Here is an 11,857-nt window from a genome sequence, read left to right on the forward strand (position 1 = left end):
TGGCTGAAGACGATGTTCATCCGCCGCCGGCGCGGGGCTGTCGATTCACACAATTGCGCCTACCATGCTGCGGTCCCCCATCGGCACGCACTTCCATGCAACGACGCGACTTCCTGCGCAATGCCGCCGCCGCGCTGGCGGCCTTTGGTCTTCCGGCGTTCAGCGCCTGCGCGGCGGGCAAGCCCGCGCAGCTGGGCCTGCGCCGCCTGGGCCAGCCGCAGCCCTTTGATTTCGCCACGCTCAAGGGCCAGGCCCGCGCGCTGGCGCAGGCGCCGTACCAGAGCCACAAGCGCACCCTGCCGGGCGCGCTGGAGAAACTGGACTGGGACCAGTACCAATCCATCAGCTACCGCCAGGACCACGCCTTGTGGGCGGACCAGCCGGGCAAGTTCCAAGCCAAATTCTTCCACCTGGGGCTGTACTTCCATTCGCCGGTACGCATGTACGACGTGGTCAATGGCAAGGCGCAGGAACTGGCCTATGACGGCGCGGCCTTCAACTACGGCAAGAGCGGCATCCACGATGGCGAACTGCCTGCGGACCTGGGCTTTGCCGGCTTCCGCCTCAATACCCGCAGCGATACCGACCGGGACTTCGCCGCCTTTCTCGGTGCCAGCTATTTCCGCGCGGTAGGCAAGGAAGGCCAGTACGGGCAATCGGCGCGCGGCCTGGCCATCGATACCGGCATGGGCCGCCCGGAAGAGTTCCCGGACTTCATCGCCTATTACCTGGAACAGCCCAGCGCGGAATCGGACACCCTCGTCGTCTATGGCCTGCTGGATTCGCCCAGCGTTGCCGGTGCCTATCGTTTCGCCATCACCAATGGTGATGTGCTGTTGATGGACATCGACAGCGCGTTGTACCCGCGCAAGGAAATCGAACGGCTCGGCATCGCACCGTGTACCAGCATGTACCAGGTCGGCGAGAACGACCGCCGCATGGATTGGGATTGGCGGCCGGAGATCCACGACACCGATGGTCTGTCGATGTGGAACGGTGCCGGTGAGTGGATCTGGCGGCCGCTGTGCAACCCGGCCAACCTGCGCTTCAACATGTTCGTGGACAACAACCCACGCGGCTTCGGCCTGCTGCAGCGTGACCGCAACTTCGACCATTACCAGGACGACGGCGTGTTCTACGAGAAGCGCCCCTGCCTGTGGATCGAACCCAAGGGGCAATGGGGCGAAGGCTCGGTGCAGCTGGTCGAGATCCCCACCGTTGATGAAACCTTCGACAACATCGTCGCCTTCTGGAACCCCAGGACCAAGCCGCAGCCGGGCCAGGAACTGTTGGTCGGCTATCGCCTGTACTGGGGCGCCGAGCCACCGGCACGCCCGCCGCTTGCCTACTGTGTGGCCAGCCGTACCGGCCTGGGCGGCATCATCGGCAAGAAGCGTGAGTATTTCTCATGGCGCTTCGCGGTGGATTTCGAAGGCGGTGAACTCGCCAGCCTGATCGACAAGGCCGAAGTGGAAGCGGTGGTGGAAACCAGCCGTGGCCGCGTGGAAGTGGTATCGGCGCGGCCGCTGCGCGAGATCAAGGGCTACCGCGCGATGTTCGACCTGGTGCCGCCGGAGGGCAGTAGCGAGCAGATCGACGTGCGCCTGTACCTGCGCAGCGGCGGCAAGACCCTGACCGAAACGTGGTTGTACCAGTACAGCCCGCCGCCCGCTGGTGCGCCGGAGCGGACGTTGTATTGAAGCGCTTGAGCCCCTCTCCCTCCGGAGAGGGGTTGGGGAGAGGGTCGGTGCGAAGCCACCAGAATGCGAGCTGCAGCAAGCTCCACCCCAACCCTCATCCGCCCTATGGGCACCTTCCCCCAAGAAGGGGGCTGCAGTCCCGGAGGGAGAAGGAAGGCGTTACAACGGCAGCGGCGCCTGCATCGGATCAATCCGCCCTTCGCCGCGGGTGATCTTCTTGAACTCGGCGCGGCTTACCGACACGTAGCGGTCGTTGCCGCCGATCTCCACCTGCGGGCCGTCCTGCACGGCGAAGCCGTTTTCGTCCACGCGCACGGTCATCGTCGCCTTCTTGCCGCTGTGGCAGATGGTCTTGATCTCCTGCATCTCGTCGGCCCAGGCCAGCAGGTATTGGCTGCCTTCGAACAGTTCGCCACGGAAGTCGGTGCGCAAGCCGTAGCACAGCACCGGGATGCGCAGCTGGTCGACCACCTCGGACAGCTGCCACACCTGCGACTTGCTCAGGAACTGCGCCTCGTCCACCAGCACGCAACCGAGCTTGCCGTGGGCGGAAATGTCCTGCTTTATCAGCGCCTCCAAGTCAGTATCACGCTCGAAAGTGGTGGCTTCGGCCTGCAGGCCGATCCGCGAGGCGACCACGCCGGTGCCGACGCGGTGGTCCAGGTGCGGGGTCAGCAGGGCCACCCGCATGCCGCGCTCGCGGTAGTTGTGCGCGGACTGCAGCAGGGTGGTGGTCTTGCCGGCGTTCATCGCCGAATAGTAGAAATAGAGCTTGGCCATGCCGCATTTTACCGCGCCAGCCGGCGCTCACGGGCGATGGCTTACACTGCCTGCCTGCGACTGAAACCACCCCATGCTGGACTCCCTCAATCCCCCCCAACGCGCGGCGGCTGTGCACGCCGAAGGTCCTCTGCTGGTGCTGGCTGGTGCCGGCAGCGGCAAGACGCGCGTGATCGTCGAGAAAATCGCCCACCTGATCGGCATTGGCCGCTACAGCGCCCGCCGCATCGCCGCGATCACCTTCACCAACAAGTCGGCCAAGGAAATGCGCGAGCGTGTGGCCAAGCGGCTGCGCGCCGAGGACGCAGCCGAGGTCACCATCTGCACCTTCCACGCCCTGGGCCTGAAGTTCCTGCAGATCGAACATGAACAGGTTGGGCTGAAGCGCAACTTCTCCATCTTCGATGCCGACGATGCCGGCGCGCAGATCAAGGATCTGCTGGGCGGCAGCAGTGCCAAGCCCGACGACATCGAGGACATGAAAAACCTGATCTCGCGGGCCAAGAACGCCGGGCTGTCGCCCGAGCAGGCGATGGCGGCGGCGCGCAGCAACCGCGAGAAGGACGCGGCGATGGTCTACGAGCTGTACCAGACCCGCCTGACCTCGTTCAATGCGGTGGATTTCGATGACCTGATCCGCCTGCCGGTGCAGGTGCTGGAAGAGCACCCGGATATCGCCCTGGCCTGGCGCGAGCGCATCGGCTACCTGCTGGTCGACGAATGCCAGGACACCAACGATGCCCAGTACCGCCTGCTGAAGCAGCTGGCCGGGCCCGCCGGCAACTTCACCTGCGTGGGTGATGACGACCAGTCGATCTATGCCTGGCGTGGTGCCAATCCCGAGAATCTGCAGCAGATGGGCGTGGATTACCCCAAGCTGCAGATCATCAAGCTGGAACAGAATTACCGCTGCTCCAACCGCGTGCTGCGCGCGGCCAATGCGCTGATCGCGCATAACCCGCACGAGCATCTGAAGACCCTGTGGTCCGACCAGGCCGATGGCGAGCGTATCCGCGTGTGGGAGTGCCGCAACAGCGAACACGAAGCGGAAAAGGTGGCGGCGGAAATCCATTTCCTTGCGACCAGTCGCAAGATTCCGTGGAGTGATTTCTGCATCCTGTTCCGCGGCAATTTCCAGTCGCGGCCGCTGGAAAAAGCCATGCAGCTGGTCGGTGTGCCGTATCACCTCAATGGCGGCACGGTGTTCCTTGAGCGGCAGGAGGTGAAGGACACGTTGGCGTGGTTGCGCTTGATCGTGAACCCGGACGACGACACGGCTTTCATGCGTGCGGTGCAGTCGCCCAAGCGTGATGTCGGCGCCAGCACGCTGGCCAAGTTGGCGGAGCTGGCTTCCGAGAAGGACATCCCGATGGCGCAGGCGGCCGAGAGCATGGGCGCGTTGGCCCAGCTCACCCCGCGTGCGGCCAACAGCCTGAGCAAGTTCACCGACATCCTGCGCGCGCTGCGGCTGGACATGCGGCAGATGAGTTCGGGCGATCTGGTGCGGCGCGTGGCCAAGGATTCGGGCATGTTGGCCGAGCTGCGGCATGCGGCCAAGGACACCGCCGGTTACGAGCGGCGCGCCAACAATCTGGAAGAACTGGCCTCGTGGTTCGAGAGCGGCCCACGTGGTGCCAGTGCCGCCGACATGGCCGCGCAGCTGGCGCTGATCTCGCGCAACGACAAGGATGACGGCGGCAACCAGGTGCGGATGATGACGCTGCACGCGTCCAAGGGCCTGGAGTTTCCGTATGTGTTCATCGTTGGCTGCGAGGACGGCGTGCTGCCGCACCAGGTCAGCCTGGATGAAGGCAACCTGCAGGAAGAGCGGCGTTTGCTGTACGTGGGCATCACCCGCGCCAAGATCCAGTTGTGGATGAGCTTCAGTCGCTTGACCCGCAAGTTTGGCGAGCACATCCGGCTCAAGCCGAGCCGGTTCTTTGATGAGATTCCGGCCGGCGAGATCCAGCGCGATGGTGCCGACCCGGTGGCCGATGCCGCGCACAAGCAGGAGCGCGCCAAGGCAGGCCTTGCAGCGATCCAGGCGCTGTTTGATTGATGCTTGTCTCCTCCCCTTTGGCGCAGCCAAGGGGGAGGCCGGGACGGGGTAGCTTTTGGCCTCGGTCTTGCGCTTTGATTGGGCTCAGCGCAAACAGCCCATCAGCCCTCCCTGAGCAAAAGGGGCGGCGGTAGTGCCGAGCCATGCTCGGCAGGGGCTCTACCAGCAAAAATCATAAGCACCCCTCCCCAACCCTCCCCTCTGTTACGCAGAAGGGAGGGGGCACGGCTTTGCTCCTCCCCTTTGGCGTAGCCAAGGGGGGAGGGTTGGGAGGGGGTAGCTTTTGGCCCCGGTCTTGCGTTTTGATTGGGGCTCAGCGCAAACAGCCCGTCAGCCCTTCCTGAGCAAAAGGGGCGGCGGTAGTGCCGAGCCATGCTCGGCAGGGGCTCTACCAGCAAAAATCAGAAGCACCCCTCCCCAACCCTCCCCTCTGCTACGCAGAAGGGAGGGGGCACGGCTTTGCTCCTCCCCTTTGGCGTAGCCAAGGGGGAGGTTGGGAGGGGGTAGCTTTTGGCCTCGGTCTTGCGTTTTGATTGGGGCTCAGCGCAAACAGCCCGTCAGCCCTTCCTGAGCAAAAAGGGGCGTTGGTAGTGCCGAGCGATGCTCGGCAGGGGCTCTACCAGCAAAAATCAGAAGCACCCCTCCCCAACCCTCCCCTCTGCTACGCAGCAGGGAGGGGGCCAACGCCGAGCACCTTATGTCTCTGATCCAAACCGAACGCCTGCAACTGCGCCTGCTGCGCGACGACGACGGCGATGCTGCTGGCATGTTGCAGCTGCTCAACGAGCCGGGTTTCCACGAGTTCATCGGTGACCGCGGCGTGCGCACGGTGGAGCAGGCGCGCGATTACGTGCGCAATCACACCTTCGGCAGTTATGCCGCGAACGGCTTCGGCATGTATGCGATTGAACGCCGCAGCGATGGCGCCTGGCTGGGCAACGCCGGATTGGTGCGGCGCGATGGCCTGCCCTGCGCGGACGTTGGCTACGCCCTGCTGGGCGCGTACACCGGCCAGGGCTATGCGCTGGAAGCGGTGCAAGGCGTGCTGGCTTATGCGCGCGGCGCGCTAGGCCTGGGCGAACTGCGTGCGGTGGTCTCGCAAGGCAATGCGCGCTCCGTCGCGCTGCTGGAAAAGGCCGGCTTCCGTGATGACGGCATGGTGGTGCTGCCCGGCAAGGACGAACAACTGCTGCTGTTCGTCAATACGCCCGCCTGAGTCCGTAGCCGCGTAGCCCGGGTAAGCGCAGCGCACCCGGGGGTGGGGATCTCAGCGATTTACGGGTTTCCGGCAACGGCCCCGGGTGCGCTGCGCTTACCCGGGCTACGGTCGGACGTTTGCCTGCGTCGGCTCAGCCGCCCAGTTGCTGCTGCAATGCGGCCAGCTGCTCCTGCAGCGCGGCGATGGTGGCTTCCAGCTGCTTCACGCGATCTTCCAGTGCGCTGTTGCCGGCTGCCGCAGCAGCGCCGGCCGGTGCACGGTACTGCGCCGCCAAGGCCTCCACATCCACCGCACCACACAGCAGGTGCATGTAGCGGTCTTCGCGCTGCCCGGCGGCACGCGGCAGCTGCACGACCAGGCCGCGTTGCTGCATGCGCTCCAGCTGGTGACGCAGGTCGGCGGGGTCGGCGAACTTGGCCATGCGCTCGCTGCGGATGGCCAGCTCACCGGCGGTCTGCGGGCCGCGCAGCAGCAACAGGCCGAGCAGGGCCACCTGCTGGCGCGGCAGGTCCAGCTTGAGGCCGGTTAGGTGCTCGTAGCGCTCGGCGCGCGAGGAGAAATGCTGGCGGGCCAGGCCCATGGCTTCCAGTTGGCGCAGCGCGTACTGCACCTTGCCGGCTTCCAGGTTCATCACCGGCTCGCGTGCGGTCTTCTGGTTGGCGGCCACCTGGGCGGCGTTGACCGTGAGCGGGTAGGTGTCCGGGGTGGTGGCCTCCTTCTCGATCAGGCAGCCCAGCACGCGTGCCTGGTCGGCATCGAGAACGGGCAAATCGGGGGTCTGGCTGGCGTCGGTCACGGCGGGGCTCCGGTGTAGCTGGGGGGCGCAAGCATAGCCGAGAGCCCTACCGGGGACAGGGCAGGCTGCCCGCGCAAACCCGCTGCCGCGCCCGGTTTGGCCCGTTTGGCGTCCGGGCCAAGGTTCCGGCCCGGCTCACCCTGCAAGGCGGCCAAGGCGGGGAGCCGGTAAACTTGGCCGGTTTTCGAAGATCCCGGTAGTTTCCATGTCCCGATTCCCTGCCCTTCCCCTGCTGGCCGGCGCCCTGCTGTCGCTGGCCGCCTGCAGCACCACCGCGCCGCAGCGCCACGTTTCGCCGGCCCCGGCCGATGCGGTCGTGGCCCCGGCCAATGCGCCCAACGACAACCTCAATGCCGTGCTGTGGGTGCAGCGTTCGCAGGAATACCGGGCCAGCGCGCTGCAGACCTGGAAGCTGGCCGGCGCGCAGCTGGATACAGCCCTGGCCGATGGCCGCTGGACCGCGCTGCTGCCGGAAGAGGGCGGCAACCATCAGTCGGCGACCCTGAAGCCGGCCGTGGTGGTGGACGTGGACGAAACCGTGCTCGACAACTCGCCCTACCAGGCGCGCCTGGTGAGTGAGGGCACCAGCTACAACGACGCCACCTGGGAAGCCTGGGTGGACGAGCAGAAGGCGCAGCCGGTGCCGGGCGCGGTGCAGTTCGCACAGGCCGCTGCGGCCAAGGGCGTGACCATGATCTACATCAGCAACCGCACCGCGGCGATGAAGGACGCCACCATCGCCAACCTGCGCAAGGTCGGCTTCCCGGTCGCCGATGACAGCGTCTATCTGGGCCTGGGCACGCCGGTGCCGGGCTGCAAGGAGCACGGCAGCGAGAAGGGCTGCCGCCGTCAGCTGGTGGCGCAGCAGTACCGCGTGCTGATGCAGGTGGGCGACCAGTTCACCGACTTCCTGCAGGTCGAGGACAACAGCCTGGCCGCGCGCGACCTGCTGCTGGACAAGTACCAGGGCTGGATCGGCTCGCGCTGGTGGATCCTGCCCAACCCCACCTACGGTGGCTGGGAAGGGGCCGCGATCAACAATGCCTGGTCGCTGCCGGCCGATCTGCGCAATGGCGCCAAGCGCGAAGCCCTGGAGCTGGCCCGATGAACCGTGCACCGTTGCCGCTGCGCAATGACGAGCGCCTGATCTTCGCCCTGGACGTGCCCGGCAAGGCCGAGGCCCTGGAATGGGTGGACAAGCTCGACGACGCCGTGTCGTTCTACAAGATCGGCATGGAACTGCTGGCCTCGGGTGAATACTTCGACGTGCTGGACGCGCTGGCCAAGCGCGACAAGCGCGTGTTCGTCGACCTGAAGTTCTTCGACATTCCGGCCACCATTGCCGGCGTCATCCGGCGCCTGTCGCAGTGGCCGGTGAGCTATTGCACCATCCATGGCTGGCACCCCGGCATGATGGAAGCGGCTGCGGCCGCCAACAGCTCGGAGATGCGCCTGCTGGCGGTCACCGTGCTGACCTCGATGGGGCGGCCGGACCTGGTGCAGATGGGCATCGACCGTGAACCCGTCGACGTGGTGGTGGAGCGCGCGCTGGCCGCGCAGCGCGCCGGCATCGACGGCGTGATCGCCTCGGGCCAGGAAGCCGCGCCCATCCGCGCGGCAACCGGTCAGGGTTTCTCCATCGTCTGTCCCGGCATCCGCCCCGGTGGCCCGGTGGGTGACGACCAGCAGCGCACGGTCGGCGTGGCCCAGGCCTTTGCCGACGGTGCCGATGCCATCGTGGTCGGCCGGCCGATCCGCCTGGCCGCCGATCCGCGTGCCACGGCGCTGGCTATTCAGCGTGAAATCGCCGAATCAATCAAATAAAATCAATCACTTATATGGTTGTTTATAAAGTGTTGCTTTAACTGAATCGGACGCGTAGGCTACGTTCCGTCCGGCTCTGCCGGCGATGCGTCAAACATGTCTACCGGCTTCGCGCCGGCTTGAGGGGTCTGTCACCGGCAACGGGGCGGCCTCTTTTTTTGTCTGGGATTTGGGAGTCGGGGTTGGGGGATTGGATGAAGGTGGACAGCAGGCGCCCCGCTTCCCAAAGCGACGAGCGCTGTTGCCAGCTACGAATCCCCAATCCCGACTCCCAAATCCCCGCTCCACCGTGACGGCCATGCTTGCTGCTGTCACCGGGCAGGCATCAAGATGCTGGGCCTACGGGGAGGATAGCCGCCGCCATGCAACGCCGTTCACTACGCAACTGCCACCGCATCGTGTTGGCTTCGGTCTGCCTTGTCGCCCTGCTGGCGGCCTGCAAGCGCAATACCGAGCCCTTGCCCGGCGCCGCCACCGAGCCGGCCGCCGCCGTGCGGCAGCTGGCCCAGTACCTGCACGACAATGATCTGGCCGGTTATGCCCGGGCCTCGGTGCCGCCGGATCAATACGCCGCGCTGGAGAAGGCCTGGGCGCAGGGCGATAGCCGCTGGCCGCTGACCGAGCTGCCGCTGGATGAGAAGCTGCCGTCGTTGCTGGCCACCTTGTCCGAGCCGGGGGCCGAGCAGAAGCTGCAGCGTGCATTCCGCGCCCAGTTCGAGGGGCAGTCGGCCGCGGTGCGCCAGGCCGCCCACTCGCTGGGCATGTTCGGTGTGCAATACATCACCCATCAGGGCGAGTACTCCACCGAGGAACGCAGCCACTACGTGCAGTTGGTGACCGCATTGAGCGACTGGGCCCAGGCCGCGCCGCTGTCGGACGCCAAGCTGGCCAAGTCCAACATCGCCGTGTTGACCGCCGCCGCGCGCGCCACCGGCCTGGACAGCGCGCAGCGCCTGCAGCAGGCCGGCATGACCGCCAGCCTGCAGCGTCTGGGGCCGTTTGCAGCGGCCCTGAAGCGGGTACTGGCCAGCTATGGGCTGGCGCTGGACGACAGCGTGGCGCAGATGCGCACCGGCCTGACCGCGCAGAATGGCGACAACGCGCTGGTGCGTGTGCAGTACCCCTTGGCGGGCAAGGAGCTGGACCTGCAGGTGGCGCTGGTGCGCCGGGAGGGGCATTGGTATCTGGCCCGCACCCTTGCCGAAACCGATGCGGTGCTGACCGCGGCCAGCGCTGCCGAGAAGGCCAGGAACGCGGCCGCAGAAGCCGCTGCGGCAGCGGCCGACGCAGAAACCCGCGCAGCCTCCGACAGCGCCAAACCCCCAGCTAAGCCATAATGCGGCGGATGCCGAAACAGAATTCCCAGCCCGAACAGGGCGACCTTCTTCCCCCGGACGACGCCAGCCAGGCGCCGGCCACCCCTACCGCTGCCATCGTCCCAGGTGCTGCCACGCGTGCCCCGCAGGCCCGCGTCGCCGGCCGCCGGCCGCTGTGGGCGCGCCTGCTGGGCAAGCTGATCGAGCCCTGGCTGGGCTTGAAGATCGAGCCCGAGCAGGCCGGCCAGCACAACGACGGCCGCCCAGTGGTGTACGTGCTGGAGGACTACGGTCTGTCCAATGCGCTGATCCTGGACAAGGCCTGCCGCGATGCCGGCCTGCCGTCGCCGCTGGTGCCGCTGGCCGGCGACCCTACCGGGCGCAAGCGCGCCTACGTGGCGCTGTCGCGGCGTTCCAGCAACAGCGCGCTGATCCCCGAGCAGCGCGGCGCCAAGACCCACTCCGATTCGCTGGCCAAGCTGCTGCAGGCGCACCGCGCCAACCCCGGCTTGGACGTGCACCTGGTGCCGGTGTCGATCTTCGTTGGCCGCGCCCCGGACAAGCAGAGTGGCTGGTTTGCGGTGCTGTTCTCGGAAAACTGGGCGCTGGTGGGCCGCTTCCGCCGCCTGCTGGCGATCCTGCTGAACGGCCGTGACACCATCGTCCGCTTCGCCCCGCCGGTGTCGCTGCGCGAAACCGTGGAAGAGGGGCTGGAGCCGGAACGCACGGTGCGCAAGCTGCAGCGCGTGCTGCGTACCCACTTCCGTCGCATCCGCGAATCGATCATCGGCCCCGACCTGTCCACCCGCCGCCTGCTGGTGGACAAAGTGCTGGAGTCGGACCCGGTGCGCGAGGCCATTGCCGTCCAGGCCAAGCGCGACAACTCCAAGACCACCGACGCCTGGAAGAAGGCGCAGGGCTATGCCTGGGAAATTGCCGCCGATTACTCCACCCCGGTGGTGCGTTCGGCCAGCTTCCTGCTCAGCCATGTCTGGAACCGCATCTATGCCGGCGTGCTGGTGCACCACTTGGACAAGTTCAAGGAAGCCGCGCCGGGCCACGAAATCGTCTACGTGCCCAGCCACCGCAGCCACATGGACTACCTGCTGCTGAGCTACCTGCTGTATGACCGCGGCATCGTGCCGCCGCACATCGTGGCTGGCATCAACCTCAACCTGCCGGTGGTCGGCACCTTGCTGCGCAAGGGCGGTGCGTTCTTCATCCGCCGCTCGATCAAGGGCAATGCGCTGTATTCGGCGGTACTCAGCGAGTACGTCGCGCAGTTGGTGGCCGGTGGTTATTCCATCGAATACTTCGTCGAAGGCGGGCGCTCGCGTACCGGCCGGCTGCTGCAGCCCAAGGGCGGCATGATCTCGATGACGCTGCGGGCCTTCCTGCGCCAGCCGCGCAAGCCGGTGCTGTTCCAGCCCATCTACGTCGGCTATGAAAAGCTGATGGAGGGCAACAGCTACCTGGACGAACTGTCGGGCCGGCCGAAGGAAAAGGAATCGATCTGGGCCCTGCTGTGGGGCATCCCCAAGGTGCTCAAGCAGAACTACGGCCAGGTGGTGGTGAACTTCGGTGAGCCGATCGCGCTGAACGACGTGCTGGCCGAGAAGGCACCGGACTGGGACGGCCAGCCGGTGGGCGAGGACGAGAAGCCGGCGTGGTTGTCGAGCACCGTCAACACCCTGGCCGAGTTGATCCAGGAGCGCGTCAACGCCGCTGCCGACGTCAACCCGATCAACCTGCTGGCGCTGGCCCTGCTGTCCACGCCCAAGCATGCGATGGGTGAGGCCGATCTGATCGCGCAGATCGAGTTGAGCAAGAAGCTGCTGGTGGAAATGCCGTATTCCGACCGGGTCACGGTCACCCCGCATTCGCCCGAGCGCATCATCGCCCACGCCGAGGAAATCAACGTCCTCACCCGCATCAAGCACCCGCTGGGCGATGTGCTCAGCGTCAGCGGCGACACCGCGGTGCTGCTGAGCTATTTCCGCAACAACGTGGTGCACCTGTTCACGGCCTCGTCTTGGGTGGCCTGCTGTTTCCAGAACAACCGCCGCATGAGCCGTGGCGGCCTGCTGCGCTTGGGCCGTGGTTTGTACCCGTTCCTGCAGCAGGAGCTGTTCCTGCCATGGACCGAGGACGAGTTCGCCGCGC

Annotated in this window: 9 protein-coding genes; 7 read left to right on the plus strand and 2 right to left on the minus strand. The window is 66.3% G+C overall.

What is annotated here, in order from left to right:
• Nucleotides 1-95: 95 nt before the first annotated feature.
• Nucleotides 96-1,700, plus strand: a complete 1,605-nt coding sequence (locus B2527_RS16165; RefSeq protein WP_293715953.1) for a glucan biosynthesis protein — start codon at nucleotides 96-98, stop codon at nucleotides 1,698-1,700.
• 159 nt (nucleotides 1,701-1,859) lie between these two features.
• On the opposite strand, the gene B2527_RS16170 is transcribed toward B2527_RS16165, so the two are convergent.
• A complete protein-coding gene (locus B2527_RS16170; RefSeq protein ID WP_293715955.1) occupies nucleotides 1,860-2,480 on the minus strand; it encodes a thymidine kinase in 621 nt (206 codons plus the stop codon).
• Between the two features lie 76 nt (nucleotides 2,481-2,556).
• On the opposite strand from B2527_RS16170, the gene B2527_RS16175 reads away from it, so the two are divergent.
• Together B2527_RS16175 and B2527_RS16180 are read left to right on the plus strand one after the other, a co-directional pair.
• On the plus strand, nucleotides 2,557-4,539 hold the full coding sequence (locus B2527_RS16175; protein ID WP_293715975.1) for a UvrD-helicase domain-containing protein: 1,983 nt from the start codon (nucleotides 2,557-2,559) through the stop codon (nucleotides 4,537-4,539).
• 697 nt (nucleotides 4,540-5,236) lie between these two features.
• On the plus strand, nucleotides 5,237-5,755 hold the full coding sequence (locus B2527_RS16180) for a GNAT family N-acetyltransferase (protein ID WP_293715957.1): 519 nt from the start codon (nucleotides 5,237-5,239) through the stop codon (nucleotides 5,753-5,755).
• Nucleotides 5,756-5,888: 133 nt separating this feature from the next.
• Here B2527_RS16180 and B2527_RS16185 read toward each other — a convergent pair whose 3' ends face one another.
• Nucleotides 5,889-6,554 (minus strand): YceH family protein, encoded by a 666-nt coding sequence (locus B2527_RS16185; RefSeq protein ID WP_293715960.1) that lies wholly within the window; start codon nucleotides 6,552-6,554, stop codon nucleotides 5,889-5,891.
• Nucleotides 6,555-6,759: 205 nt separating this feature from the next.
• On the opposite strand from B2527_RS16185, the gene B2527_RS16190 reads away from it, so the two are divergent.
• The 4 genes from B2527_RS16190 to plsB form a co-directional block, all read left to right on the plus strand.
• On the plus strand, nucleotides 6,760-7,662 hold the full coding sequence (locus B2527_RS16190; RefSeq protein WP_293715963.1) for a 5'-nucleotidase, lipoprotein e(P4) family: 903 nt from the start codon (nucleotides 6,760-6,762) through the stop codon (nucleotides 7,660-7,662).
• Nucleotides 7,659-8,378, plus strand: a complete 720-nt coding sequence (gene pyrF / locus B2527_RS16195; RefSeq protein WP_293715966.1) for an orotidine-5'-phosphate decarboxylase — start codon at nucleotides 7,659-7,661, stop codon at nucleotides 8,376-8,378. The genes B2527_RS16190 and pyrF overlap by 4 nt, the downstream gene beginning before the upstream one ends.
• Nucleotides 8,379-8,740: 362 nt before the next feature.
• Nucleotides 8,741-9,715 (plus strand): hypothetical protein, encoded by a 975-nt coding sequence (locus B2527_RS16200; RefSeq protein ID WP_293715969.1) that lies wholly within the window; start codon nucleotides 8,741-8,743, stop codon nucleotides 9,713-9,715.
• On the plus strand, nucleotides 9,715-11,857 hold a 2,143-nt coding region (plsB, locus tag B2527_RS16205; RefSeq protein ID WP_293715972.1), incomplete at its 3' end, for a glycerol-3-phosphate 1-O-acyltransferase PlsB. The genes B2527_RS16200 and plsB, both read left to right, overlap by 1 nt.

The organism is Stenotrophomonas sp. UBA7606, from assembly GCF_002477705.1.
Classification (GTDB): Bacteria; Pseudomonadota; Gammaproteobacteria; order Xanthomonadales; family Xanthomonadaceae; genus Stenotrophomonas.